Source organism: Streptomyces pyxinae (assembly GCF_024756275.1).
GTDB classification, from domain to species: Bacteria; Actinomycetota; Actinomycetes; order Streptomycetales; family Streptomycetaceae; genus Streptomyces; species Streptomyces pyxinae.
This window is the reverse complement of sequence record NZ_JANUGQ010000013.1, coordinates 60,845-86,777: the sequence shown is the minus strand read 5'-3', so window position 1 is coordinate 86,777 and position 25,933 is coordinate 60,845. Positions and strand designations below refer to the sequence as shown.

General features: G+C 74.9%; 21 protein-coding genes. 3 read left to right on the top strand and 18 right to left on the bottom strand.

Annotation, left to right across the window (positions count from 1 at the left end; genetic code table 11):
- Window positions 1-62: 62 nt before the first annotated feature.
- The 4 genes from NX801_RS16830 to NX801_RS16815 form a co-directional block, all read right to left on the bottom strand.
- Window positions 63-1,319 carry a TerD family protein gene (locus tag NX801_RS16830; protein WP_258788551.1) on the bottom strand — a complete coding sequence of 419 codons (1,257 nt, stop codon included), beginning with the start codon at window positions 1,317-1,319 and terminating at the stop codon, window positions 63-65.
- Window positions 1,320-1,435: 116 nt separating this feature from the next.
- A complete protein-coding gene (locus NX801_RS16825) occupies window positions 1,436-2,269 on the bottom strand; it encodes an NAD-dependent epimerase/dehydratase family protein (RefSeq protein WP_258788550.1) in 834 nt (277 codons plus the stop codon).
- A 174-nt stretch (window positions 2,270-2,443) separates the two neighbouring features.
- Complete coding sequence (locus NX801_RS16820; RefSeq protein ID WP_428986169.1) at window positions 2,444-2,854, bottom strand: hypothetical protein; 411 nt, start codon at window positions 2,852-2,854, stop codon at window positions 2,444-2,446.
- 244 nt (window positions 2,855-3,098) lie between these two features.
- A complete protein-coding gene (locus NX801_RS16815) occupies window positions 3,099-4,547 on the bottom strand; it encodes a peptidoglycan D,D-transpeptidase FtsI family protein (protein ID WP_258788549.1) in 1,449 nt (482 codons plus the stop codon).
- Between the two features lie 171 nt (window positions 4,548-4,718).
- On the opposite strand from NX801_RS16815, the gene NX801_RS16810 reads away from it, so the two are divergent.
- Together NX801_RS16810 and NX801_RS16805 are read left to right on the top strand one after the other, a co-directional pair.
- The gene (locus NX801_RS16810; protein ID WP_258788548.1) at window positions 4,719-4,928 is read left to right on the top strand and encodes a hypothetical protein; all 210 of its coding nucleotides are present in this window, start codon (window positions 4,719-4,721) and stop codon (window positions 4,926-4,928) included.
- Window positions 4,929-5,162: 234 nt separating this feature from the next.
- Entirely contained in the window at window positions 5,163-6,221 is a 1,059-nt protein-coding gene (locus tag NX801_RS16805; RefSeq protein WP_258788547.1) for an aminotransferase class V-fold PLP-dependent enzyme, read from the top strand.
- A gap of 114 nt (window positions 6,222-6,335) precedes the next feature.
- Here NX801_RS16805 and thpD read toward each other — a convergent pair whose 3' ends face one another.
- The 5 genes from thpD to NX801_RS16780 all read right to left on the bottom strand — a co-directional run bounded on the left by thpD (window position 6,336) and on the right by NX801_RS16780 (window position 11,554).
- Complete coding sequence (gene thpD / locus NX801_RS16800) at window positions 6,336-7,220, bottom strand: ectoine hydroxylase (RefSeq protein WP_258788546.1); 885 nt, start codon at window positions 7,218-7,220, stop codon at window positions 6,336-6,338.
- A gap of 4 nt (window positions 7,221-7,224) precedes the next feature.
- Complete coding sequence (locus tag NX801_RS16795) at window positions 7,225-7,623, bottom strand: ectoine synthase (RefSeq protein ID WP_156695024.1); 399 nt, start codon at window positions 7,621-7,623, stop codon at window positions 7,225-7,227.
- Window positions 7,624-7,889: 266 nt separating this feature from the next.
- Window positions 7,890-9,158, bottom strand: a complete 1,269-nt coding sequence (gene ectB, locus NX801_RS16790; RefSeq protein ID WP_258788545.1) for a diaminobutyrate--2-oxoglutarate transaminase — start codon at window positions 9,156-9,158, stop codon at window positions 7,890-7,892.
- A 178-nt stretch (window positions 9,159-9,336) separates the two neighbouring features.
- Complete coding sequence (gene ectA / locus NX801_RS16785) at window positions 9,337-9,885, bottom strand: diaminobutyrate acetyltransferase (protein WP_258788544.1); 549 nt, start codon at window positions 9,883-9,885, stop codon at window positions 9,337-9,339.
- 571 nt (window positions 9,886-10,456) lie between these two features.
- Window positions 10,457-11,554, bottom strand: coding sequence for a pyridoxal-phosphate-dependent aminotransferase family protein (locus NX801_RS16780; RefSeq protein ID WP_258788543.1), 1,098 nt, complete (start codon window positions 11,552-11,554; stop codon window positions 10,457-10,459).
- Window positions 11,555-11,802: 248 nt separating this feature from the next.
- Between NX801_RS16780 and NX801_RS16775 the strand changes: the two genes are divergently transcribed.
- Window positions 11,803-12,894 (top strand): amidohydrolase family protein, encoded by a 1,092-nt coding sequence (locus tag NX801_RS16775; RefSeq protein WP_258788542.1) that lies wholly within the window; start codon window positions 11,803-11,805, stop codon window positions 12,892-12,894.
- A gap of 181 nt (window positions 12,895-13,075) precedes the next feature.
- On the opposite strand, the gene NX801_RS16770 is transcribed toward NX801_RS16775, so the two are convergent.
- The 9 genes from NX801_RS16770 to NX801_RS16730 form a co-directional block, all read right to left on the bottom strand.
- Window positions 13,076-13,648: a GNAT family N-acetyltransferase gene (locus NX801_RS16770; protein ID WP_258788541.1), complete on the bottom strand. Its 573-nt coding sequence runs from the start codon at window positions 13,646-13,648 to the stop codon at window positions 13,076-13,078.
- A 140-nt stretch (window positions 13,649-13,788) separates the two neighbouring features.
- A complete protein-coding gene (locus tag NX801_RS16765) occupies window positions 13,789-16,131 on the bottom strand; it encodes a penicillin acylase family protein (RefSeq protein ID WP_258788540.1) in 2,343 nt (780 codons plus the stop codon).
- A 231-nt stretch (window positions 16,132-16,362) separates the two neighbouring features.
- Entirely contained in the window at window positions 16,363-17,433 is a 1,071-nt protein-coding gene (cobC, locus tag NX801_RS16760) for an Rv2231c family histidinol phosphate aminotransferase CobC (RefSeq protein WP_258788539.1), read from the bottom strand.
- Between the two features lie 358 nt (window positions 17,434-17,791).
- Window positions 17,792-18,394, bottom strand: coding sequence for a cobalamin biosynthesis protein (locus NX801_RS31015; protein ID WP_428986164.1), 603 nt, complete (start codon window positions 18,392-18,394; stop codon window positions 17,792-17,794).
- Window positions 18,391-19,794, bottom strand: coding sequence for a cobyrinic acid a,c-diamide synthase CobB (locus NX801_RS16750; RefSeq protein WP_258788538.1), 1,404 nt, complete (start codon window positions 19,792-19,794; stop codon window positions 18,391-18,393). The genes NX801_RS31015 and NX801_RS16750 overlap by 4 nt, the downstream gene beginning before the upstream one ends.
- Window positions 19,788-20,396, bottom strand: a complete 609-nt coding sequence (gene cobO, locus NX801_RS16745) for a cob(I)yrinic acid a,c-diamide adenosyltransferase (RefSeq protein WP_258788537.1) — start codon at window positions 20,394-20,396, stop codon at window positions 19,788-19,790. The genes NX801_RS16750 and cobO overlap by 7 nt, the downstream gene beginning before the upstream one ends.
- Window positions 20,397-20,481: 85 nt before the next feature.
- Window positions 20,482-22,713, bottom strand: coding sequence for a putative cobaltochelatase (locus NX801_RS16740; RefSeq protein WP_258788536.1), 2,232 nt, complete (start codon window positions 22,711-22,713; stop codon window positions 20,482-20,484).
- Window positions 22,714-22,834: 121 nt separating this feature from the next.
- Complete coding sequence (locus NX801_RS16735) at window positions 22,835-24,796, bottom strand: cobyric acid synthase (protein ID WP_258788535.1); 1,962 nt, start codon at window positions 24,794-24,796, stop codon at window positions 22,835-22,837.
- A complete protein-coding gene (locus NX801_RS16730; RefSeq protein ID WP_258788534.1) occupies window positions 24,793-25,887 on the bottom strand; it encodes a cobalamin biosynthesis protein in 1,095 nt (364 codons plus the stop codon). Before NX801_RS16730 ends, NX801_RS16735 begins: the two co-directional genes overlap by 4 nt.
- Window positions 25,888-25,933 lie beyond the last annotated feature (46 nt).

Below are 25,933 nucleotides of genomic sequence, written 5' to 3'. Positions count from 1 at the left end.
CCGGGCGCCGCCCCGCCGGAAACCCCGGGCGCCGCCCCGCCGGTACCGACTGGCCCCGGCGGTCAGAGCGCCTGGGCGGCCGGCTTCACCATGCCCCGGACCGTGCGGGACTTCACGAAGTCGCCCATCGCGGTCATCTCCCACTCGCCGGAGAACTGCCGGATCAGCTTGGCCATCAGCACACCGGTCTGCGGCTCGGCACCGGTCAGCTCGAAGCGGACCAGCTCCTCGCCGGTCGCGGCGTCCAGCAGCCGGCAGTACGCCTTGGCCACCTCGGTGAACTTCTGGCCGGAGAAGGAGTTCACCGTGAAGACCAGGCCGGTCACCTCGGCGGGCAGCCGGCCGAGGTCGACCACGATCACCTCGTCGTCGCCCGCGCCCTCACCGGTCAGATTGTCGCCGGAGTGCTTCACCGCGCCGTTGAGGATGGTCAGCTTGCCGAAGTAGCAGCTGTCGATGTGGTCCCGCCGGGGTCCGTACGCGATCACCGAGGCGTCCAGGTCGATGTCCCGGCCCCGGAACGCGGGCTCCCAGCCGAGGCCCATCTTCACCTGGGAGAGCAGCGGACGGCCGCCCTTGACCAGGGAGACGGTCTGGTTCTTGGTGAGGCTGACCCGGCCCTTGTCCAGGTTGATCTTCCCGCTGCCGGGTGCGGCGGGCGCCGGGGCCGGGGGAGCGGCCGGCGGCGGGGGCGTGCTCACCCGGGGGTCCACCGGGGCCGGAGCCGGGGCCGCCGGTGCGGGCGGTGCCGCCGGGGCGGAACTTACCGGGGCGGGGGCCGCGGGGGCCGGAGCGGCGGCGGGGGCGGCCGGCGCCTCGTCCTCCACCGAGACACCGAAGTCGGTGGCGATGCCGGCCAGCCCGTTGGCGTACCCCTGGCCCACCGCGCGGGCCTTCCAGGCGCCGTTCCGCCGGTAGACCTCGGCCACCACCAGCGCCGTCTCGGTGCCGAGGCCGGGCGGGGTGAAGGTGGCGAGGACGGCGCCGCTGTCGGCGTCCCGGAGGGTGGCGGTGGGCTCGACGCCCTGGAAGGTCTGTCCCGCCGCGTCCGGGCTCGCGGTCACGACGATCTTCTCGATCCCGTCCGGCACGGCGGTGGTGTCCACCGTGATCGCGTCGGGTGCGGCACCGCCGCCGGAACGGTAACTCACGCCCGGCCCGGACGGCTGGTTGTAGAAGATGAAGTCGTCGTCGGAGCGCACCTTGCCGGCGGCGGTGAGCAGCAGGCCGGAGACGTCCAGCCGCACGGGTGCGGTGACGTCCACCGTCACCCGCGCGGCGCTGAGCGGGATGTTCGAACCGGGGGTCATTGCGGTCATGCCAGGGGTAACGAGCGACTCCGCTTTGCCGTTCCCTTACCCGCGCCCGCCCGTTCCGCGTCCCCCGAACGGCCCCGGCCCGCCTCCCCGGGAACGGCCCCCGGTCCGCCCCCTGCTCACTCCCGCCACCTCGGCGGGTCGGTGGTGAAGGCACCGCCCAGCCGGGTGTGGGCCGGGTCGGTCTCGGAGAGTTCGCCCTGTTCGGCGAGGAGCCGGGCGGCGTACGGCTCCGAGTCGTCGAGCGGTTCGTAGCCGAGGGCGCGGGCGCTCGACAGGTCCCACCAGAGCCGGGTGTTGGCGGAGGAGCCGTACACCACCGTGTGCCCGACGTCCGGCGCGGTGAGCGCCGCGTGGAAGAGCCGGCCCGCGTCACCGGGGCTGAGCCAGAGGGAGAGCTGGCGCACGTCGACGGGGGCCGGGAGGCAGGAGCCGATCCGTATCGAGACCGTCTCGATCCCGTGCAGGTCCCAGTAGAGCTGGGCCAGGTCCTCACCGAACCCCTTGGAGAGGCCGTAGAAGGTGTCGGGCCGGCGGGGCGCGGCGACCGGGATCGGCGCCTCGCCCGCCCGGGGGCGCGGGACGAAGCCCACGGCGTGGTTGGAGGAGGCGAAGACCACCCGGCGCACGCCTTCCGCCCGCGCCGCCTCGTAGAGCCGGTACGTGCCCTCGATGTTGGCCCGCAGGATCGCGTCGAACGACGCCTCCAGCGAGATGCCCGCCAGATGCACGATGGCGTCCGTCCCGCGTACCGCCGCGCGCAGCGCCTCCCGGTCCGCCAGGTCGGCGGTGATCGCCTCCGGTTCACCCGGCACCGGCCGGACGTCCAGCAGCCGGAGCGCGTACCCCCGGGCGGGCAGCGCCTCCCGGAGGACGGCGCCGACCCCGCCCGCGGCCCCGGTCAGCAGCACCGTACGGGGGGACTCGGCGGGGGTGGCGGGCTCGATGGGCACGGTAGGGAACTCCTCATCTGGACGCGGACAAACGACGGCCGGCCGTCAGTCGTCAGCTGCCAGCCGGGCAGATGGTCGTACGAGTAAGTGCACGAGTAAGTGCGTACGAGTACGAGTACGTGCACGGGCACCGGCGCGGGTACGTGTATGGGCCACGCCCGGCCGACGGCGAGGCTAGGAAGCGGGAACGGCCCGGTCAAGAGGGCCTCCGCCCGGGCGGCGCCGCTCGTGGCGCAGCGCCAGCCCGGTGACCACGGCGCCGAGGCCCTCCCAGGCGCCGACCCCCAGGAGCGCCTCCGGGGCGCGCCCGACCAGTACCGCACTGGTGAAGACGGCGCAGGTCAGCAGCCGGAAGGGCACCGTCCAGCGGAAGAAGGGCCGCCAGTCGGCCAGCGCCGCCAGCAGGTAGTAGACACCCATGTTGAGCGCGGCCATCGAGGAGGCGGTCAGGAACATCGTGGTGTGGTCGCCCGCCGCGCGCCGGGCGCCGGGTATCGGGGCCAGGCCCATGACCGCGACCAGCGCGTCCGGGGCGGCCAGCCCCACGGTGCCCAGCGACGCGGCGAGCAGTCCGAAGACCGCCATGGTCCAGCCGGACAGGGAACGGGGACGGGGCAGCCGCACGGCACTTCCTCCAGGGAGCGGGGGCAACGGAGACAACCGCCCCTGCATACCGTGCGGCGGCCGGCCCCCCGCGCCCGGGGTGCCGGCCGCCGCGCCGGGCACGCGCAAGTGACCAGGCGTACGCGCAAGTGACGGCATACGCACAAGTGACCAGGTCCACGCGCGAGTCACCCGGGCGCACGCGCGAGTGGCCGGGTAACCGGCTCTACTTGAGCGCCGCCTTCATCATCTTCTTGGCCACCGGGGCGGCCAGCCCGTTGCCGCTGATCTCGCCGCGCTTGGAGTCGGAGTTCTCCACCATCACCGCGACGGCCACCTCCTTGCCGCTGCCCGGGTCCTTGGCGTACGAGGTGAACCAGGCGTACGGGGGCTCGCTGTTGTTCTTGCCGCGCTGGGCCGTTCCGGTCTTGCCGCCGACCTCGGCGCCGTCGATCCGGGCGTTGGTGCCGGTGCCCTCCTCGACCACGGTCACCATCGCACCGCGCAACTGCTCGGCGGTGGAGGAGGACATGATCCGCCGGCCCTCCTGATCGCCGTAGGAGTCCAGGGCGTCGCCGTTGGCGTCCACCACCTTGGAGACCATGTACGGCGCCGAGAGCACTCCGTCGTTGGCGATGGCACCCGACACCATGGCCATCTGCAACGGGGTGGCCGTCACGTCGAACTGGCCGATGCCGGTCAGCGCGGTCTGCGCCTTGTCCATCTCGGACGGGTAGACGCTGGCGTAGGCCCGTACCGGCACGTCCTGCTTGTCGTTGTTGAAGCCGAACTTTTCCGCCATCTCCTTGACCTTCTCCTTGCCCAGGTCGGCGGCGATCTTGCCGAAGACGTTGTTGCAGGAGTACCGGAGCGCGGTCCGGAGCGAGGCGTTCTCACAGGGCGCCGAGGCGCTCTCGTTCCTCAGCGGGGTGCGGGTGCCGGGCAGGGTGTACGGGTTCGGGCTGTCGGTGGGCTCGTCCACGGAGCCGTACAGCTTGTTCTCCAGCGCCGCCGCCGCGACGACCAGCTTGAAGGTGGACCCGGGGGCCACCGGCTGCCGGATCGCCCGGTTGACCATCGGCTTCTCCTCGGCGGCGTTGAGCTGCCGCCACGCCTTGCCGGCCGAGTCGCCCGCGATGGCGGACGGGTCGTAGGAGGGGGTGCTGACCATGCCGAGGATCCGGCCGCTCTTCGGATCGATCGCCACGGCCGCGCCCATCTTGTCGCCCAGCGCCTCGTACCCCGCCTTCTGCACGGCCGGGTCGATGGTCGTCAGGACGTTGCCGGGCTTGGTCGACTTGCCGGTCAGGACGTCCAGCGGGTTCTTGAGCCGGGTGTCGGTCCCGTCCAGCACCTTGGAGTAGATGCCCTCCAACTGGGTGGCCCCGAACGCCTGCGAGCTGAACCCGGTGACCGCCGCGTACAGCTTTCCGTCCTTGTACGAGCGTTTCCAGCGCAGGTCGCCGCTGGTGGTCTCCGCGGAGCCGGTGACCGGTGACCCGGCCACGATGATGTCGCCCAGTGGATGGGCGTACTGCTCCATGATGTTGCGCCGGTTGCGCTTGTCGTCCGCGAGCGCCTTCGCCTGATACGCCTGCACCCAGGTTGCCCGCACCAGCAGGGCCAGGACGAGCAGCAGGGAGAAGACGGCGGCTCTTCTGATCGTCTTGTTCATGCCGTACGGAGAGACGAACGGGGAACGGTGATTCGTTCCAGGACCATCGACTTTTCAGACAATCCTCATGTCGGTGTCCGAGCTGTGAACGGTCCGCCGCTCGGTCGGGCACGTCGGGAGGGAATCGGGAGGGGAACGTGACTCCGGTGGCCCCGGGAGCGTTGAAGGGGCATGAAGAAACGAACCATGGCCGCCTTCGCCTCGCTCGCCACCGGTGTGGTCACCGCGCTGATCACTCCCAACGCCCACGCCGCCGACCTCGGCGACAAGCTCTCCGAGCTGCCGGTGCTCGGCAAGATCAGCACGCTGGACACCGAGCTCAACACCGACGGCGGCCTGCCGCTGAACAAGAACTCGGAGAGCAGCACCCACCGGATGTAGTCCGGCGGGCCGTGGCCCCGATCCGCGCGCCGGCCTCCCCCGAGGGCACGGCAGCGGACCCGGGGAGGCGGGTGCCCCGACCACCCGCCTCCCCCTCCCGCCATCACCCGGCCTCCCCCAGCCATCACGGGCCCACCGTCACCGGTCTCCGCGCCCGCCCACCGGTCTCCCCGCCGCCCACCGGCGGGGAGCGCGCCGTTGACGGAAAGTTGATCAACCCCGCAGGCTGGGCGCATGGAGACCCGCCTCGGAGGCGCCGAGTTCGCCCCCGCCCAGACCTATCTGAACACCTCCGCGTGCGGGCTGCTGCCCCGCAGGGCCGTCGCCGCCATCACGGCGCTCACCGGGGAACTCGCCGCCGGGCGGCCGGGCGCTTCCGGCAGTTACGAGGTGCTGGAGGCGGTGCGGGCCTCCTTCGGCCGGATCGCCGGAGCGCACCCGGACCGGGTGGCGCTCGGCTCCTCCGTCGCCGGCCATGTCGGCCTGGTCGCCGCCGCTCTCCCACCCGGCGCCGAAGTCCTGCTCCCGGAGGGCGACTTCGTCTCCCTCAGCAGCCCGTTCACCACGCGTGGCGATCTGAAGACCCGGTTCGTCCCGCTGACGGAGCTGGCCGGCGCCGTACGGCCCGGGACCGCCCTGGTCGCGCTCTCCTCCGTGCAGTCGGCGGACGGGCGGATCGCGGACCTGGCGGCGATACGGGCGGCGGCCCGCGCCCATGGCGCCCGGACGCTGGTCGATCTGACCCAGTCGATGGGCTGGCTGCCGCTGGAGACGGGCGCGTACGACTACACCGTCACCGCCGGGTTCAAGTATCTGATGTGCCCGCGCGGCGCCTCCTTCCTCACCGTGACCGAGGAGGCCCAGGAGTCGCTGCCGCCGCACCACCCGGGGTGGTTCGCCGCCGGTGACCCGGACGCCGGTCTGTACGACCCGATCCCGGGGCTCGCCCGCTCGGCCCGCCGCTACGACGACGCGCCCGCCTATCTCTCGTACTACGGCGCCGAGCAGTCGCTCGCCCTGCTGGAGGAGGTCGGAGTGGCCGCCGCCGGCGCTCATGCCACCGCGCTGGCCGCCCGCTTCCGGGCGGGGCTCGCCGCCCTCGGCCGTCCGCCGGTGCCGGCCGACGGCTCGGTCGTGGTCTCCGTACCGGGCCTCGCGGAGCGCCACACGGAGCTGCTCCGGGCCGGAGTGATCACCTCCGCCCGGGCGGGCGGCCTGCGGGCCTCCTTCCACCTCTACAACTCCGCCGCCGATGTGGACCGGGCGCTGGAGGTGCTCGCCGCCGGCCGCTGACCGGAGGCGGGTGCCGGAGCACGGCGGAGGGCGGGACCGGATCTCCGGTCCCGCCCTCCGCCGTCATGCCCGTACGCGGTGCGCCCGCGCAACCGGCTCATCGGTTCACCCGGTTCACCGCACCGGGGTGAACTCCCGGGCGCCGATGAACTCCGGGCGCCGGACCGGAGCCGCGAACGGCTCCACCGCGGTGTTCTCCACGCTGTTGAACACGATGAACACATTGCTGCGCGGGAACGGCGTGATGTTGTCGCCCGAGCCGTGCATGGCGTTGCAGTCGAACCAGGTGGCCGACCCCGCCTTGCCGGTGAAGAGCTTGATGCCGTGGGCGTCCGCGAACGTGGTGAGCGCCTCGTCCGAGGGCGTCCCCGCGTCCTGCATCTGGAGCGACTTCTTGTAGTTGTCCCGGGGCGTCTCACCGGCGCAGCCCAGGAACGTCTTGTGCGAGCCCGGCATGATCATCAGTCCGCCGTTGGTGTCGTGGTTCTCGGTGAGCGCGATCGACACCGAGACGGTACGCATCCGGGGCAGCCCGTCCTCGGCGTGCCAGGTCTCGAAGTCCGAGTGCCAGTAGAAGCCGGAGGCGCCGAACCCGGGCTTCACATTGATCCGGGACTGGTGGACGTACACGTCGGAGCCGAGGATCTCGCGGGCGGTGCCGACGACCCGCTCGTCGCGCACCAGGTTCGCGAAGACCTCGCTGATCCTGTGGACCTCGAAGACCGAGCGGACGTCCTGCGACTTCGGTTCCACGATGGAGCGCTCGTCGGCGCGGATCGCCGGGTCGTTGACGAGCCGGTTCAGCTCGGCCTGGTAGACCCCGACCTCGTCCTCCGGCAGCAGCTCGTCGACGGCGAGGAAGCCGTCGCGCTCGAACGACCGCAGGGCGGGGGTCGGCGTGCCCCAGACGACCGGGTCCTGGCGCGGGGTCATCACCTCTGCGGCTCCCCGGGTGGGGTAGAGGTCGGTCGTCGTGGTGGTGGTCGTGGTCGCGGTCATACTGTCAGCCCTCCTCGGTCAGCAGCGGGTAGACACCGTTCTCGTCGTGGTCCTCCCGTCCGGTGACGGGAGGGTTGAAGACGCAGACGCACCGGAAGTCGGTCTTGGGCCGCATGGTGTGGCGCTCATGGCCGTCGAGCAGGTACATGGTGCCCGGCTCGATCCAGTGCGTCTCGCCCGTCTCGTCGTTGGTCAGTTCGGCCTCGCCCTCGACGCACAGCACGGCCTCGATGTGGTTGGCGTACCACATCGACGTCTCGGTGCCCGCGTAGAGGACGGTCTCGTGCAGCGAGAAGCCGACCTTCTCCTTGGCGAGCACGATGCGCTTGCTCTCCCAGGTGCCGGAAGCCGCCTTCACATGGCGGTCGGTGTTCTCGATGTCCTTGAAGGAGCGGACGATCACGGTGGTGCGGTTTCCCTTCCTCATGTCACCGGCATGGCGGTGGTCTCGTGTCACCGGTGTGACGGTTGCCTCATGACACCGGTGTGACGGTTGCCTCGTCTCACCGGTGTGACGGTGGTGGGCCGCCCGGCCGGGCGTGGTGGCGCCGGCCGGTGCGGTGGTTCGGACGGCCTTTCCGGTACTGCCGGTACGTCCGGTACGGCTCCGGGGCCGCACCGGACGGGCGGCCGGCGGTCAGTGGCCGGCCGCCGGCGGACGGGGCCGCCTCAGGCGGTCTCGCGCACCGCGCGGGCCAGGGTGCGCAGCCCCTCGTCCAGCTCGTCCGGGGTGATGGTCAGCGACGGCAGCAGCTTGACGACCTCGCTCTCCGGGCCGGAGGTCTCCAGGAGCAGCCCCAGCTCGAAGGCGCGGCGGCAGATCCGGCCGGCCCGGCCCTTGTCCGCGAACTCCAGGCCCCAGACGAGGCCCCGGCCGCGGAAGTGGGCGCCGTCGGCGGAGTTCTCGTCGGCGATCGACAGCAGCGCCTGCTCGACCTGCTCGCCGCGGGTGAGGGTCTGCTTCTCCATCTGGCCGTCGGCCCAGTAGGTGTTGAGCGCGGCGGCGGCGGTGACGAACGCCGGGTTGTTGCCCCGGAAGGTGCCGTTGTGCTCGCCCGGCTCCCAGACGTCCAGCTCCGGCTTGAAGAGGCAGAGCGACATCGGCAGGCCGTAACCGCTGATCGACTTGGAGAGGGTGACGATGTCCGGCGTGATGCCCGCCTCCTCGAAGGAGAAGAAGGCGCCGGTGCGGCCGCAGCCCATCTGGATGTCGTCCACGATCAGCAGCATGTCCTGGCGGTGGCACAGCTCCTGGAGCGCGCGCAGCCACTCGGCGCGGGCCACGTTGATGCCGCCCTCGCCCTGGACGGTCTCGACGATCACGGCGGCGGGCTTGTTGAGACCGGAACCCTGGTCCTCCAGCAGCCGCTCGAACCAGAGGAAGTCCGGGACCTGGCCGTCGAAGTAGTTGTCGAACGGCATCGGGGTGCCGTGCACCAGCGGGATGCCCGCGCCGGCGCGCTTGAAGGCGTTGCCGGTGACGGCGAGCGAGCCCAGCGACATGCCGTGGAAGGCGTTGGTGAACGAGACGATCGCCTCGCGGCCCTTCACCTTGCGGGCCAGCTTCAGCGCCGCCTCGACGGCGTTGGTGCCGGTCGGGCCGGGGAACATGACCTTGTACGGCAGGTCACGCGGGCGCAGGATCACATTCTGGAAGGAGTCCAGGAAGGCGCGCTTCGCGGTCGTCGCCATGTCCAGGCCGTGGGTGATGCCGTCGCGCTCGATGTAGTCGATCAGCGCGCGTTTCAGCACCGGGTTGTTGTGGCCGTAGTTGAGTGAGCCGGCCCCGGCGAAGAAGTCCAGGTAGGTGTGGCCGTCCTCGTCGGTCAGATGAGCGCCCTGCGCGCGGTCGAACACCGCCGGCCAACCGCGGCAGTAGCTGCGCACCTCCGACTCCAGGGCCTCGAAAACACTCAGGGCGGGCGGGGTGATGGTCACAGCGGGTTCTCTCCTCGTGGGGGTCGTCGTCTGGTGCGTCTCGTACGCGGTCGGACCGGGTCGGACGGGATCGGCCGGGATCGGGAGGCGTCCGGGACGGTCCGGGGCCCGGCCCGGGGCGTCCGAGGGGGTCCGGAGGGATCCGGGGAAGTCCGTGGGGGGAGGGGACAGGCGCGGGTCAGGCGGCCACGGGGGCGATGCGGTACAGCACCTCGGGCTCGTGGGTGCCCTCGGGGAAGAGACCGCCGTCGAAGAGGACCTCGCGCTCCAGGGCCGCCCCCCGCCGCTCCGCGAACGCGGCGAAGAGCCGGTCGGAGGCGGTGTTGTCGGGCGTGACGGTCGTCTCCAGGGTGCGCACGCCCTGACCGGCCAGCCGGCTGGTGAGCGCGTCCAGCAGCACTCCGGCGAGCCCCTTGCCCCGGTGCTCCCGGTCCACGGCGATCTGCCACACGACCAGGGTCTCGGGGCGCTCGGGGCGTACATAGCCGGTGACGAAGGCGATGGGCTCGCCCTCGGGGCCGCGTGCCACCAGCGATGTACCGGCGAAGTCCCGGCACCACAGCAGGTAGCTGTAGGAGGAATTGAGGTCCAGGACCTCGGAGTCGCGGGCGATGCGCCATATCGCGGCTCCGTCCTCCACGCGAGGAGCGTCTATACCGATGGCCGGGGGCACTGCTCGGTCGAATTCGGTACGGGCACGTGCCAGGTCTGCTTGTGCGGCGGTCATGTCGTTGCAACTTACCCAGCGGCTTTTGAAAATGCATCGCCGGACGGGGTTGGGCGAATGCGTGCCATGTGTTATCGCGCGAGCGCGAGCCGAGATGAACCACTCTGATATCTGTGCAGGTATGCCCGGTTTTTTCCGGGCAAAATGGGCGCGATGTGGAGTCGGTCACATGATCGTAACCTCGGTGACTCATGTACGAATCGTGAAATCGGACCGATCGGGAAGCGGTTCCGAGGTGGGGTGTTTAAGCCCAGGGATACGGGGCAGGAGGTCGTGGGCAGAGAATCACCGATAAGGTCCCGTAAAAGACTGCGCCGTTATTCTCGGATGAATTCCCGGAAGATTCCAGGGGGTTCGGCGAGGAATGCGCGGCGGTTTCTCCCGGCCGCGCCCCCGCTCCCCGTACGCACGCTGCCCCCGCCGGTCGTACCGGCGGGGGCAGCGGTTCGTGTCACGGGTGATCGTCCGGCGAGTGACCGTACGGCGGGCGGGCCGGATCCACGGCCGGGAATCTACGGCCGGACGGTCACGGCGAGCCCCGCCCGCCCCCGGCCCGCCCGCCTCCGGCCGGTCACCAGGTCTCGGTGACGGCGCGGCGGGCGGCCGCCACGTCCACCCGGGCGCCCGTCTCGGCCAGGGCCGTGCCCAGCGCGGCCAGCGAGGAGTGGACCGCGCCCGCGGTGGCGTGCTGCCCGTAGTGATTGACCCGGACCATCTCCCCGGACAGCGCCCCGCCCCCGGCGACCAGCGGCAGCTCCGGGTCGGCCACCAGGGCGGCGGCGACCAGCTCGGCGGCGTTCACCCCGCCGGAGGTGCGCAGGGTGGTGGCGACCGGAGCCGCGTCCCGGGCCTCGACGACATACGGCTCCAGGCCGCCGCCCAGCGCCAGCACCCCCGCCCGAGTGGCCGCGGCGGCCGAGGCGTGCCGGGCCATCAGCGCGCCCGTGCCCTCCTTCTCGATCCGCTCCAGACACGCCTCCAGGGCGAGCATCTCCAGCTGGGCCGGGGCGTGCGGAAGCGCCTTGCGGCCGGTGTCGATCCAGCGCTCCTTCCAGTCCAGCAGCGAGAGGTAGGAGCGGCGCGGGGCGCGCGGGTTCTCCGCGAACCGGGCCCAGGCCCGCTCGCTCACCGAGACCGCCGAGACGCCCGCCGGGCCGCCCATCGCCTTCTGGGCGCCGATCACACAGAGGTCCACGCCCCAGTCGTCCGGTCGCAGCGGCTCGGCGCCCACCGAGGCCACCGCGTCCAGCATGAACAGCGCGCCGTGCGCCCGTACCACCTCACCGATCTCCGCGACCGGATTGGTGTTGCCGGTCGCCGCCTCGGCGTGCACCAGCGAGACGAAGTCGGTCTCCGGATGGGCGGCGAGCGCCCGTTCCACCTGCTCGGCGGTGACCGCCGTGTGGAACGGCACTTCCAGGTCGGTCACCGTGGCCCCGCAGTCGCGCAGCCAGTCGCCGAAGGTCTGCCCGTACGGCCCGGTCACCACATTGAGCGCGGTGGAGCCGGGCCGGGCGCCGGAGCGGACGCACCCCTCCAGCGGCAGCAGCGCCTCGCCCTGGGTGATCACGACATCGTGGTCGGTGGCGAGCAGCGTGGCCACCCGCCGCTCGATCGCGGCGAAGCGCGCGGCGGTGAGCGGCGGAAGGTCGAGAAGGGGATGCGACACGGTGGGCTCTCTTCCGGGACGTGCGGCCGGCGGGCGGCGGGGACGGTGGTGCTGCGGTACGGGCGGTGATGCCAAGGTACGGACGGTGGTGCCGCGGTACGGACGGCGGCGCCGCGGTCGTGGCCGGGTGGCCGGGTGGTGCTGTGGTCGTGGACGGGTGGAGCGGGGTCCGGCCCGGGGCCGCGAGGTCCGGCCAGGGGCCCGGCCGAGCCTACAGAGCGGCCCCGGACGCCTCGTACAGTGCCGGTATGAGCGATCACACGGTGCTGCACGTGACGGGGCGGGTGCTCGTCGGCCCGGAGGACGTACGGGACGAACTGTGGGTGGTGGACGGGCGGATCAGCCTCACCCGTCCCGCCCTGGCGGAGGACGTCCGGACGGTACGCGGCTGGGCGCTGCCCGGTCTGGTCGACGCGCACTGCCATGTCGGCCTCGACGCCCATGGCGCGGTGGACGCGGCCACCAGCGAGAAGCAGGCACTCACCGACCGGGACGCGGGCACCCTGCTGATCCGGGACGCCGGTTCGGCGGCCGACACCCGCTGGATCGACGACCGGGACGACCTGCCGAAGATCATCCGGGCGGGCCGGCACATCGCCCGTACCAAGCGCTACATCCGCGACTACGCCCATGAGATCGAGCCCGCCGACCTGGTCGCCTACGTCGGCCGGGAGGCCCGGCGCGGCGACGGCTGGGTCAAGCTGGTGGGCGACTGGATCGACCGCGAGGCGGGCGACCTCAGCGCCTGCTGGCCGCGCGCCGAGGTGGAAGCGGCCATCGCGGAGGCGCACCGGCTCGGCGCCCGGGTCACCGCGCACTGCTTCGCCGAGGAGTCGCTGCGGGATCTGGTGGAGGCGGGGATCGACTGCGTCGAGCACGCCACCGGGCTCACCGAGGACACCATCCCGCTCTTCGCGGAGCGGGGCGTGGCGATCGTGCCGACCCTGGTGAACATCGCCACCTTCCCGCATCTGGCGGCGGGCGGGGAGGGGAAGTTCCCGCGCTGGGCGGCGCACATGCGGCGGCTGTACGAGCGCCGGTACGACACCGTGCGCGCGGCCTGGGACGCGGGCATCCCGGTCTTCGTGGGTACGGACGCGGGCGGCTCGCTGGCCCACGGACTGGTCGCCGCCGAGGTCGCTGAGCTGGTCAAGGCGGGCATCCCGCCGCTGGACGCCCTCGCCGCCACCACCTGGCGGGCCCGGGAGTGGCTGGGGCGCCCCGCCCTGGAGGAGGGCGCCCCGGCCGACCTGGTGGTCTACGACGAGGACCCGCGCGCGGACGTCCGGGCCCTCGCGGCGCCGCGCCGGGTGGTCCTCAACGGCCGGGTGGTGGGCTGAGCCCCGGGCCGGGGGCGGCCTGGCCGGTCCGGGACGGCCTGGTCCGGGCCGGGCCGGGGCAGTCGTGGCGGCCCCCGGGCGCCGGCCCCGGTCCGGTGTCCGCCGGCGGCCGCCCGCCCGGCGGCTCCGGGGCGGCCCCCCCGGAACCCGGTGCCGGGCCAGTCTGCGCGGCGCCGGCCGCTCAGCGGCTCAGGAAGACCAGCCGGGCGCGCTTCTCGGGCAGGTGCACCTCCGGCAGCACCACCTCGGGGAGCACCACCTCCGGACCCGCCTCGAAGCCGCTGCGGAGCAGCCGGTCGATCGCCTTGTGGTTCGCGGCGTCCGGCTCCGCCACCGCCCGCTCGTGGTCGGCCAGCACGAATCGCTTGAGGGCCCGGATGAGGTGGGCGCTGAAACCGTGCTCGGGCCGGTCGGTGGGCGCCAGCATCAGATGGAAGCCGATGTCCCCGGGCCGTACCTCGTAGCACTCGCTGACCCGGTCGGCGGCGGGTTCGTAGGTCTGGAACAGCGCCACCGGCTCGCCGTCCCGGTAGGCCAGGTAGGCATGGTGGGTGGTGAGCGAGGCCAGATGGGCGTACACCTCCCGCACCTCGTCCACGGTGGTCTCCCGCATCCCCCAGAACCGGGCCCGCTCCTGGTTCACCCAGCCGTGCAGCAGGGGCGCGTCCCGGTCCGGGTCGAGCGGGGCGATCCGCACGGTGCCGAAGCCCTCGAAGGTCTCCTCGAAGAGGGTGGCGGGGTCGGTGGTCGTCATGGTGGTTCTCGTGTCCTCGGGGTGTGCGGGGTACCGCGCGTCTCAGGGGTGTCGCGGGTCTTTCGGGCACCGCGGGTCTTCGTGGTCGCGGAGGATTTCCGGGCTCTCCGGGCTCTCCGGGGGCCCGGCGGGCGGCGCCGCTACGGTGTGCCGTCGGCGGTGCCGGTGCCGGTGCCCGTTTCGGGGATCTCGTACGTCTCCGCCGGGGTGAGCCGCGCCCAGTCGGTGACGACCGGGACCAGGCCGCCGGCCAGCCACAGCGGCAGCTGGTCCCGGGCGTGCGGGTCGCCGGGCACCCCGGAGGCGCCGAGCGGCACCACCCAGAGGCTGTCCTCGCGGCGGGCCAGGTCCCAGACGTACCGGGCGGCCGGGCCCCGGAAGGCCCGGTCGGTGAGGCCCGGCACGCTGGAGGTGGCCAGTACGCAGTCGTGGTCGCCGGCCAGCCCCGGCCGGACGTCGGCGTCCGGGGCGTCCCCGGGCTCCGGCAGCGCCGTCCAGGGCGCCAGCCGGTGGGTGTCGCCCCAGGCGGCGGGCGGGTCCCCGGCGGCCACCTCCTCCAGCGCCGCCCGGACCAGCGCCGGTCGCTCGGCCGCCGGGACCGGACCGGAGGTGAGCAGCGTCTCCAGGGCGTACGCCACCCGGGGCAGCAGGGCCAGCCAGGGCTGGAAGACCGCCGGGTACGCGGGCGGCTCGGTCAGCCCGGCGAACACCGGATGCCCGGCGAGCCGGCGTACGACGGCCCCGCGCACCGCCGCGAAGGCACCGGCGTCCGTGCTGTCGGCGTCCATCCGGCGGTTCCAGCGGAGCAGCCGGTCGCGCAGCTCGCGGCCGGCCGGGGTGAGTCCGTCGAGACCGGCGAGCAGCGCCAGCAGCGGCCGGGCCGAGGCGAGCCGGGTGTCCATGTGGATCGCGGCCTGCCCGGGGCCGGTCCACTCCTTCGAGGCGTCCAGCAGTGCCGCGATCCGCCGCTCCCGGTGCGGGGGCGCGAACTCCACTCCCAGCGGGGCGGCCAGTCCGCGCGCGTTCGCCATCACCGCCACCACCCCGTCCACCGGGGCGCTCGGCAGCGGCTCCCGGCCGTCCCGCCACTCATGGCCGGGCAGCCAGGCCGGTACGACCCGCAGGGCGTTGTCCGGGTGCCGGACCGGGACGTATCCGGCCACCCGGTGCAGGGTGCCGCCGCCGGTGTCGGCCGCCTGGACGACATTGACGGGCTCGATCCAGGCGTCGAACGCCCGGTCCACATCGGCCACGGTCCGGGCGGCGAGCAGCGCGGGCAGGGCGGCGAACCCGGAGTCGGCGGTGACCCGGGGCGGATAGCGCAGACTGATCGCCTCGAACTCGCCGGCCGTGGAATCGCCGGTCGTGGTCCGGCCGGTCGCGGTCCGGCCGGTCGTCGGCTCCCCGGCCGTGGCCTCGCCGGTACGGGGCCCGCCGGCGCCCGTGCCCCCGACCCCGGTCTCCCCGACCCGTCCGGTCTCCCCAGCCCGTCCGGTCTCCCCGACCCGTCCGGTCTCCCCAACCCGTCCGGTGTCCCGGACCTGCCCGGCCTCTCCGGCCTGCCCGGCCTCTCCGGCGTCCGGGACGATCACCGGGCCGCGCTCGGTCTCGATCACCTCCACGGTCACCGGGCCTGCGCCCCTGACCTCGACGGCCTCGGTGTGGGCCGGGGCCGGGCGCCAGCCGTCCGGGCCGAGCGCCTCCACCGTCCCGCCGGGGCCGCGCCGCAGCCGCTCCCGGTAGAGATCCTGGTAGTCGGCCATGGCGTTGGTGATCGCCCAGGCGACCGAACCGGTGTGGCCGAAATGCGCCAGTCCCGGGACCCCCGGCACGGCCAGTCCGACCACGTCGTACTCCGGGCAGGAGAGCCGGATCTGCTGGTAGACCCCGGGCGCCTCGATGAACCGGTGCGGGTCGCCGGCGATCAGCGCGGCCCCGGTCGCGGTGCGTTCCCCGGTGATCAGCCAGCCGTTGCTGCCCGCCGTGCCGGGACCGTCGGTGGCGAACAGATTCAGCCGGTCGTCGCCCAGCGTCCGGGCCACCCGGTCGCGCCAGAGCTTGGTGGGAAAGCCCGCGAAGAGGATGTGGGTGGAGAGCCAGACCGCCAGTGGGGTCCAGGGCTCCCAGCGGCCGGGGGCCTGGCCCGTCGCGGCGAACTCTGGTGCGTGGCGGGCCCCCTCGGGCAGTCCGGCGCGGACACCCTCGGTGTACGCGGTCACCCAGGCCCGGGTCGGCTCGTCCAGCGCGGCGAAGCAGCGGCGGGCGGTGTCGGTGAGCCGGGCGCGCCGCGCGAAGAGGTCCCAGGAGAGCGCGTCGGGGCCGAGGAAGGCGGCCGTGGTGCCCTGGGCGCGGTGCCGCTCGACCTCCAGCTGCCAGGCCCGGTCCCGGGCGGTGGCCCGGCCCTGGGCATGGGCCAGCTCGCGGGCGTTCCCGGCGCGCAGGTGCGGGATGCCCCAGGGGTCCCGGTAGACCTCGATACTCACAGCTGTCCCGCTCTCTTAGGTTAGGCTGGCCTAAGTTAATTCACGGTGGCGCGGGACGCAATCTCGGGCCGCCGAAGCCGCCCCCCGGACGCCCGGAGCCCCGGACACCCGAGGCGGTCCGGGGGCCCAGAAGGGGCCGGAGGGCGACCGGAGCGGGTACGCGCCCGTGGCCGACCGGGACCCGGCCGGAGCGGGGACAGGGCCCGCCGGGCCGGGTACCCGGGTGGGGGCTCAGCGCTCGGCCGAGGTGCACCCCGCCATCACCAGGGCCTGGTCCAGCGCCTGGAGGAACCGGTTGGTGGTGGCCCGGTCGCGCACCGCCAGCCGCAGCCACTCGGGGCCCAGACCCGGGAAGGTGTCACCGCGCCGGGCCGCGAAGCCCAGGGACCGCAGCCGCTCCCGTACCGCCGCCGCGCCCTCGATCCGGACCAGCACGAAGGGCCCGGCCGCCGGGGTCACCACCCGTACCTCGTCGAACTCCGCGAGCCCGGCCAGCAGATGGTCCCGCTCCACACCGATCCGGTGCGCCGCCTGCTCGGCCTCGGCCAGGGCCGCCCCGGTCATGCACGCCTCGGCCGCCGCCAGCGCGGGCGTGGACACCGGCCAGAGCGGCTGGGCCCGCTCCAGCGCGGCGATCGTGGCGGGCGGGCCCAGCACATAGCCGATCCGCAGCCCGGCCAGCCCCCAGGTCTTGGTGAGGCTGCGCAGCACCACCACCCCCGGCAGGTCCGTCCGTCCGGCCAGCGACTCCGGCTCGCCCGGCAGCGCGTCCATGAACGCCTCGTCCACCACCAGGGTCCGTCCCGGCCTGGCCAGCCGGGCCAGGGTCGCGGCCGGGTGCAGCACCGAGGTGGGGTTGGTCGGGTTGCCCACGACGACCAGATCGGCGTCCTCCGGCACCGCCGCCGGGTCGAGCCGGAAGCCGTCCGAGGCGCGCAGCAGCACCCGCCGCACCCGGTGCCCGGCGTCCCGGAGCGCCGCCTCGGGCTCGGTGAACTGCGGGTGCACCACGACGGGGCGGCGTATCCGGAGCGCCCGGGCCAGCAGTACGAACGCCTCCGCCGCACCCGCCGTGAGCAGCACGTGCTCGACGGGCAGCCCGTGCCGCCCGGCCACCGCCGCCCGCGCCGCCCGGGCGTCGGGATAGGCGGCGAGGCCGGTGAGCGAGTCCGCGATCCGGTCCCGCAGCCAGGCGGGCGGGGTGTGGGAACGGACGTTGACCGCGAGGTCGGTGAGCTTCTCGTCCCGTACCTCGGCGTCACCGTGGTGACGCAGGTCGTGGGTGTCAGTGTCGGTATGCATGGCCGCCATCGGGGTGGGGGAGGGGGGTGGGGACGGCGGACCGTGGGTGGCGGTCCGCCGGAAGCGCTGCATGTCCAAGGAGCCCGGTGCGGCCGGTGTTGTCAATGCCGTTGTGCAACACCGCTGCTCGGGCGATCGCTCCGCCGCCGGAGCCGCCGCCCGGAGCGGCGGTGCCGGAGCGGTCGCCCGGGGTGGTCGCCCGGGACGGTCCGCGCGCAGGGCCGGGGCCGGGTCTCAGGACGTCCTTCCGGACTGCCTTTCAGGACTGTGTTCGACGCCGCTGTGCGACCGGCCTGTCCGGTGGCTGTGCTCCACCGGTCCACCGGTCCACCGGTCCACCGGTCCACCGGTTTACGGTTCACGGTCGACCGGCTCCACCCGGTGACCGCTGTGCCACCGGCTTACCCGGTGGCCGGGCCGGCAACCCCGGCGGCGGCCCGGCCGGCCGTCTGCCGGGCGGCTCCGCGACCGGTTTCAGCCGGGCGACCGCACAGGTCACCCGCCCCGCCTTCCGCTTGGGGACGAGCAGCTCCGCGCCGGTGCCGGCCGCCAGCGCGGCGGCCTCCGCCACCGAGGGGGTGCCGACGGCGGTGAGCGCCGCCGGGGAGGGATGCGGTACGGGAATCCCCGCCAGCCGCCCGGCGGGGAGCGGGAGCAGCGGCACGCCCAGCCGCCCGGCGGCGGCGAGCAGGCCGGGTTCGGCCGCCTTGGCCTCGACCGTGGCCAGCGCCACCACCTCGGCGGCGGCGAGCCCGGCGGCGGCCAGCGTCCCGGTGATCAGCTCCAGCACCGCGCCGGCGGTCACCCCGCACCCGGCCCCCACCCCGACCACCAGCCCCGGCCCGGTCACCGCCGGGCCGGGACCGGTCGTCGCCAGGCCGGGACCGGTCGTCACCGGGCCGGGACCGGTCGTCGCCGCGCCCGGCCCGGCCGGTGCCGGTTCCGTGTCCCGGTGGTTCATGGCGCGCAGGCCGTGACGAACCGGCGGGCCGTGGCGGGGAGGGCCGCCCAGTGGGTGTGCACATAGCTGGCGTGCACCCCCGCCCGGACGAAGCCCTCCACCCGCCGCTCTGGCTGCCGCAGCCCCCAGGCCGGGGTCTCGCCCGCGCCCGGCTCCAGCACCGTGCGGTGGAACTCGTGCCCCCGCATCCGGGTGCCCGTGGCCGCCAGCGGGCTGTCGTGCAGCGCCACCGCGTCCCGGTAGCCGAGCGTCAGCCGGGGGGTCATCCGGGCGTCCGCGTCCAGCACCCCGCACATCGGCCGGCCGTCCAGCGACCGGGCCAGATAGAGCAGTCCGGCGCACTCGGCGGCGACCGGGGCGCCCTCCCGGGCCAGCGCGGCCACCGCCTCGCGCAGCGCCGCGTTGGCGGAGAGCTCGGAGCCGTACACCTCGGGGAAGCCCCCGCCGATCACCAGACCCCGGGTGCCGTCCGGCAGCTTCTCGTCCCGCAGCGGGTCGAAGGGCACCACCTCGGCCCCGGCGGCGGCCAGCAGCTCGGCGTTCTCGGCGTACGAGAAGGTGAACGCCGCCCCGCCCGCCACCGCCACCACCGGCCGCCCGCCGACCGGGACCACCCCGGCCCCGGGCCCTTGCGCCTCGGCCCCGGCCGCCTCCGCCCCGGCCCCGGCCGCCAGCGCCGCCACCGGGTCCCAGGGGGCGTCCGGCAGCGGGGGAGCGGACCCGGCCAGGGCCAGCAGGGCGTCCAGGTCGCAGCCGGCGCGCACCTGTTCGGCCTGGGCGGCCACCGCGTCCACCGCCTCGGCCTGCCGCTCGGCCACCGGGACCAGGCCCAGATGGCGGGAGGGCGTGGCCACGGCGGGCGCCCGGCGCAGTACCCCGAGCACCGGCACCCCGGAGCCGCCCAGCGCCTCCCGGAGCAGGTGCTCGTGCCGGTCGGTGGCCACCTTGTTGAGGATCACCCCGCCGATGCGCACCTCCGGGTCCCAGGAGGCGAAGCCGTGCACCAGCGCCGCCACCGAGCGGGACTGCGAGGAGGCGTCCACCACCAGCACCACCGGCGCCCGCAGGATCTTCGCCACCTGCGCGGTGGAGGCCAGCTCGCCCTGGTCGGCGGCGCCGTCGTAGAGGCCCATCACGCCCTCCACCACGGCCACGTCGCAGCCGCGCGCGCCGTGCGCGAAGAGCGGGGCGACCAGCGCCGTACCGCACATGAAGGCGTCCAGGTTGCGGCCCGGCCGGCCGGTGGCCAGCGCGTGGTAGCCCGGGTCGATGTAGTCCGGGCCCACCTTGTGCGGGGACACCGCGAGCCCCCGGCCGGCGAGCGCGGCCATCAGACCGGTGGCCACCGTGGTCTTGCCCGCGCCGGAGGAGGGCGCGGCGATGACGAGACGTGCTACCACTCGATGCCCCGCTGGCCCTTCTGCCCGGCGTCCATCGGGTGCTTCACCTTGGACATGTCGGTGACCAGGTCCGCGAAGTCGCACAGCTCGGCCGGGGCGTTGCGGCCGGTGATCACCACATGCTGGCGGCCGGGCCGGTTCCGCAGCACCTCGATCACCTCGGCGGTGTCCACCCAGCCCCAGTGGAGCAGATAGGCGAACTCGTCCAGCACGTAGAACTCGTACGTCTCCGCCGCCAGGTCCCGCTTGACCTGCTCCCAGCCCTCGCGCGCCTTCTCCTCGTGGGAGGGCTCGCCCTCGGCCGTCGGGCGCTGGATCCAGGACCAGCCCTCGCCCATCTTGTGCCAGGTCACCGGGCCGCCCTGGCCGGTGGCACCCAGCGCCTTCAGCGCGTTCTCCTCGCCGACCTTCCACTTGGCCGACTTGACGAACTGGAAGACCCCGACCGGCCAGCCCTGGTTCCAGGCGCGCAGCGCCATCCCGAAGGCGGCGGTGGACTTCCCCTTGCCGACGCCGGTGTGCACCATCACCAGCGGCCGGTTGCGGCGCTGACGGGTGGTCAGGCCGTCCTGCGGTACGACGGTCGGCTGTCCCTGCGGCATTACCCGGCCCTCCCGGTGGTCCTGGTGGTTCCTGTCGTGGTGGTGCTCGCGGTGAGCGTGGTCCTCGTGCTGCCCGGCGGCGCGCTCACGCGACCCGCCCGCCGGCTCCGGCCCGGGCGCCCCCGGTCCGTGCGCCCCGTCCGGCCCGGGTGGCCCGTACGGCCCCCGCGTCGGCGTCCCGGGCGTCCCGCACCACCCCGGCGATGGCGTCGGCGCGCAGCTCGTCCAGGGTGACGGCGGTACCGCCCAAGGCCCGGGCCAGCTCCCCGGCCAGCCCCAGCCGCACCGGTCCCGTCTCGCAGTCGACCACCACGGAGGCGGTGCCCTCGGCGGCGTGCAGCCCGGCCGCCCGGGCGGCGAACGCCAGCGGCTCGCGGCCCCCGGTGGCCCGGCCGTCGGTGACGACGACCAGCAGCGGCCGGCGCGAGGGGTCCCGCAGCCGCTCGACCCGCAGGGTGTCATGGGCCTTCAGCAGCCCGGCGCCCAGCGGGGTGCGGCCACCGGTCGGCAGCCGCTCCAGCCGGGTCGCCGCCGCGTCCACCGAGGAGGTGGGCGGCAGCACGAGTTCGGCGCCGGAGCCCCGGAAGGTGATCAGCCCCACCTTGTCGCGCCGCTGGTAGGCGTCGAGCAGCAGCGAGAGCACCGCGCCCTTCACCGCGCCCATCCGCTTGCGCGCAGCCATCGACCCGGAGGCGTCCACCGCGAAGAGCACCAGATTGCCCTCGCGCCCCTCCCGGGTGGCCTGGCGCAGATCGTCCCGGCGCACCACGAGCCCGGGCCCGCTGCGCCCCCGGCTCCGCTGGTGCGGCGCGGCGGCGTGCACGGTGGCGGCCAGGTGCAGCTTGGTCAGCGCGCCCCGGGGCCGCCGCGCCCCGGTGGTCCGGCCGTGCTCGGTACGCGCCCGGGAACGCCGCCCGGCCGCGCCCTCGCCCAGCCCCGGGACGCTCAGCACCCTGGTGCGGAACGGCTCCGCCGCCCGGACCGGGGCCTGCTCCCCGGCCCCGGGGGCGGGAGCCCCGGCCGGCGGAGTCTCCTGGGGCGTCCCGTCCGGACCGTCGGCCGCCGGCTCCTCCGGCCCGTCGGCCTGCGGCGGTACCTCGGGACCGGGCGTCTCGGGGGCCGGGCCGCCGCCCGGGCCACCGTCGGGCCCATCGTCCGGAGCGCCCCCGTCCGGGCCGCCGCCGTCGGGGCCGTCAGGACCGTCGGAGTCGTCAGGGCCGGCATCGGGATCCACCGGGTTCTCCGGCTCGGGGTCCGGCTCCGGCTCGTCCTCCTCGCCGAAGCGCTCCAGCACCTCGTCGAGCTTCTCCTCGTCCAGTCCCGGCGCGTCGAACGGGTTGCGCCGCCGCCGGTGCGGCAGCGCCAGCAGCGCCGCCTGCCGTACGTCCTCCGAGGCCACCCGGTCCCGCCCGGCCCAGGCGGCCAGCGCGGTCGCGGTCCGGGCCATCACGATGTCGGCGCGCATCCCGTCCACCTCGAACGCCGCACAGGTGGCCGCGATCTGGCGGAGCGCCCCGTCCCCGAGCCGCACCCCGGGCAGCAGCGCCCTGGCCGCCACCACGCGCTCCCGCAGCGCGGCCTCCTCACAGGCCCAGCGCGCCGCGAAGCCGGCCGGGTCGTCGTCGTACGCCAGCCGCCGCCGCACCACCTCGACCCGCTGGTCCGGCTCCCGGGAGGCGGCCACCTCCACGGTGAGCCCGAACCGGTCGAGCAGCTGCGGCCGCAGCTCGCCCTCCTCCGGGTTCATCGTGCCGACCAGCAGGAACCGGGCGGCGTGCCGGACCGAGACGCCCTCCCGCTCCACGTACGAGGAGCCCATCGCCGCCGCGTCGAGCAGCAGGTCGACCAGGTGGTCGTGGAGCAGATTGACCTCGTCCACGTAGAGCACGCCCCGGTGGGCGTCGGCCAGCAGCCCGGGCTCGAACGCCTTGACGCCCTCGGAGAGCGCCCGCTCGATGTCGAGCGCGCCCACCAGCCGGTCCTCGGAGGCGCCGACCGGCAGCTCCACCATCCGGGCCGGCCGGGTCACCCCCGGGCCCGGCTCGTGCGGGCCGTCCGGGCAGCGCGGGTCCGGGGCGGCGGGCGCGCAGGAGAACCGGCAGCCCGGGACCACCGCCAGCTCCGGCATCAGCGCCGCGAGCGCGCGCACCGCCGTCGACTTGGCGGTGCCCTTCTCGCCGCGCACCAGCACCCCGCCGACGGCCGGCGAGACCGCGTTGAGCAGCAGCGCCAGCCGCAGGTCGTCCATGCCGACGACGGCGGTGAAGGGGTAGTGGGGCGCGAGCGCCGCGGTGGTCGGGGCGGCAGAAGTGGTCATCGGGGCACTCCGGGGCTCTGCGCCGGGCGGACCATGACCGGTCCCGGCGCGGACGGAAGAATCACGAAAGGGGCGGAACGGGCCGACGGGCGGCCCGGGCCCATGGACGAGACGGCGGCGCTCACCCGGAACCTCCCGGGGCTCCGGGGGCCGCCGGATCCTCCGGGAACGGGCCTTCCGGGTCTCTCGGGACCCCGGGCCCTCCTGGGCGCAGGCCCTCCGGGGAGGCAGACGACTCCGGGACCCCGGGACACGGGCCCTCCGGGCGCCCGGGCGCTCCCGGGTTCTCCGGGGCGGCGGACGGTTCCGGGCGGGGGCCCACCGGGCGCGTGGGCGCTTCCGGCCGGGCCTCCGGGGAGGCAGGCGGCTGCGGGTACGGGTCCCCCGGCTCTCCCGGGCCCCCCGGCGACGCGGACGGCTCTGGGGACGGGCCCACCAAGCGCACAGGCGCCCCCGGGCCCCTCGGCGACGGAGACGGCTGCGGGTCTCCCGGCTCCCCCGGGGACGGAGACGGCTCCGGGACCCCCGGGTACGGCCCTTCCGGGCGCGCGGGTGTCTCCGGCCGGGGCTCCGGGTACGCCGGCGCCCCCGGCGGGACGAAGGGGAGACCCGGCGGCGGGCCCTGCTCGATCAGCCGGAGCAGCGCCCCGGTGTCGGCGTGCTCCTCGATCAGGTCGCCGAGCCGGTCGAGCTGCTCCTCGCGCAGCACGCCGAAGGAGGTGTCCGGGGCCGGGACGAACCGCCGCCCGGCCGCCGCCGCCACCGCGCGCAGAAACGCCCGGCGGAAGCCGTCGCTCTCCAGCGAGCCGTGCCAGTGGGTGCCCCAGACCGCGCCGACCCGGCAGCCGTCCAGGAACGGTTCGCCGCCCAGCACCTCGGCGACGCCGTGGTGGATCTCGTACCCCTCCACCGGCTCACCGAGCGCCTCGCCCACCGGCCGGGCCAGCGTCTTCTCGCGGGCGAACCGCACCCGTACCGGCAGCAGGCCCAGGCCCTCGACCTCGCCGGCCCGGGACTCGACCTCGTCCACGATGCGCTCGCCCAGCAGCTGGAAGCCGCCGCAGACGCCCAGCACCGGCCGGCCCTCCGCCGCGCGCCGGGCCAGCGCCCCGGCCAGCCCGCGTGCGCGCAGCCAGGCCAGGGCCCGGACGGTGCCCCGGGTGCCGGGCACCACCGCCAGATCGGCGTCGGCCAGCTCCTCGGGCCGGTCCACGAACCGCACCACCACACCCGGCTCGGCGGCCAGCGCGTCCACATCGGTGAAGTTGGACATCAGCGGCACGGCACAGACCGCGACCCGCAGCAGCTCGTCCCCGAGCGGCGGCGCGACCACCGACTCCCGGACCGCCCCGCGCAGCGACACCCGCAGCCCGTCCTCCTCGTCGATGCCGAGGCCGTGGGCGTACGGCAGCACCCCGAGCGAGGGCCGCCCGGTCAGCCCGCGCAGCATCTCCAGACCGGGTTCGAGCAGCGAGACGTCGCCCCGGAACTTGTTGACCAGATAGCCGGCGACCAGCTCCTGGTCCTCCGGCGCCAGCAGCGCGGTGGTGCCGAAGAACTGGGCGAAGACCCCGCCCCGGTCGATGTCCCCGACCACCACCACCGGCAGCCGGGCGGCCCGCGCGATGCCCATGTTCACGATGTCGGTACGGCGCAGATTGATCTCGGCCGGGCTGCCCGCCCCCTCGCAGATCACCGCGTCGTACGTGCTCCGCAGCTCCTCCAGACAGGCCAGGACCGGCTCGAACAGCTCCCGCTGCCGGCCGCCGTGGTAGCCCCGGGCGCTCATCTCGCCCACCGGCCTGCCCAGCAGCACCACCTGGCTCGTCCGGTCGCCGCCCGGCTTGAGCAGTACCGGGTTCATCAGCGCCGTCGGCTCCACCCGGGCGGCCCGCGCCTGCATCGCCTGCGCCCGGCCGATCTCCGCGCCCTCCCGGGTGACGAAGGAGTTGAGCGACATGTTCTGGCCCTTGAACGGCGCGACCTTCACGCCCTGCCGGACCAGCCAGCGGCAGATCCCGGCGGTGACCACGCTCTTGCCCGCGTCCGACGTGGTGCCCGCGACCAGCAGCCCCCCGCTCATGCGCCCCTCCGCTTCCCGGCCGCCCGGCCCCGTGCCCGTACGGCTCCACTGCTCCATGCCCGTACGGCTGCGCCGCCCGAGGCCCGTACGGCGCCGCCGCCCGCCGCCGGTACGGCTCCGCCGCCCCGTGCCCGTACGGCTCCGAGCACCGCCCGGCCGCCCGCGCAGACCGCCAGGGCCAGCAGGCCCACCCGGCGGGAGAGCCGGACCGCCCGCTCGATGTCGGCCACCGCCACGGCGCGCCCGGCCGCGTTCAGCACCGGCCGGTGCTCGACCCGGCCGCCGTACGCCAGGGTGCCGCCGAGCCGTACCCCCAGGGCGCCCGCGAAGGACGCCTCCACCGGGCCCGCGTTGGGGCTCGGGTGCCGGGACGCGTCCGCCCGCCAGGCGCGTACCGCCCCGCGCGGATCACCGCCCGCCACGGCCGCCAGGGCCGCCGTCAGCCGGGCGCCCGGAGCCCCCGCCAGGTCGTCCAGCCGGGCCGAGGCCCAGCCGAACCGGCGGTGGCGCGGCGACTTGTGTCCGACCATGGCGTCCAGCGTGTTGACCGCCCGGAACGCCACCAGCCCCGGCACCCCGCCGACGGCGCCCCAGACCAGGGCGCCGACCACGGCGTCCGAGGTGTTCTCCGCGACCGACTCCACCACCGCGCGGGCGATGGCGGGCCCGTCCAGCGCCTGCGGGTCGCGCCCGCAGAGGTGTGGCAGCCGCTCCCGGGCCACCGCCACGTCCCCGGCCTCCAGCGCCCCGCCGATCGCCCGCGCCTCCCGGCCCAGCGAGGTCCCGCCGGTCACCGCCCAGACGGCGGCGGCGGTCAGCGCCACCGAGCCGGCCGCCCGGGCCCGGGACGGATGGCCCGGCCGGCCGCGTACGGCGCGCGCGGCCAGGGCGGCGGCACCCGCCGCGCCCCCGGCGCACACCAGGGCGTGCAGCGTGCCCCAGCCCCGGTGGTCGTGCCACAGCCGCCGTTCCACGCCCCCGGCGATCCGGCCGAAGGCGGCGACGGGGTGGCCCCGGCGGGGGTCTCCGATCAGCAGGTCCGCGGCGAAACCGGCGAGGGCACCGCAGACGAATATCCGGTCACTGCGCATCCGGCCGACCCGCCCGGATACCGCGGAGGCCCGGCCGGGGGAAGGC